The 437-nt window shown below is 43.0% G+C and carries 1 protein-coding gene; it reads right to left on the bottom strand.

Going from position 1 to position 437, the window contains the following annotated elements; translation table 11 throughout:
• The coding region (locus RX395_RS10130) for a hypothetical protein (RefSeq protein WP_316367394.1) at window positions 1–437 on the bottom strand (437 nt) is incomplete at both ends.

The following is a 437-nucleotide window of genomic DNA, read 5'->3' as shown; positions in this document are numbered from 1 at the left end:
GTGAATGGTGGTTGACGGGCCTGATATTCGGATGTGCGAATTTCATCCCATGTGCTGGTCACTATATTGGGGTGTACATCGGTGTGTTTTGTAGATACACCGGTACATCTGACATAGCTGACCCCAATAACTCCCGCATCAGGGTCTGTGTACCACTGAAAACTTGCTGTTACAGTGATTTTTCCATAGTCTTGCATATCCCGTGTTCTGGTTGCTGTGTCTGTTCCATTTTTAGAAAAAGTTCTCATTGAACTTCTCTCAAAAGTGTCAGTAATAATATCTCCAGTGACGGTGCAATACTTTGTAACTGTAATTAAACGACCATTTTCTTCATAGGTCTCCTCCGAAATTTTGGTGGCTCCATCTAATGTTGAGTCATTAAATTCAATCGAATATGGCTCAGATACCGTTTCCTGCTCTGCCGCGAAAGCAGACGG

This window comes from Collinsella aerofaciens, from assembly GCF_032584215.1.
Taxonomy (GTDB): Bacteria; Actinomycetota; Coriobacteriia; order Coriobacteriales; family Coriobacteriaceae; genus Collinsella.
This window is presented reverse-complemented; position numbering and strand designations above follow the sequence as displayed.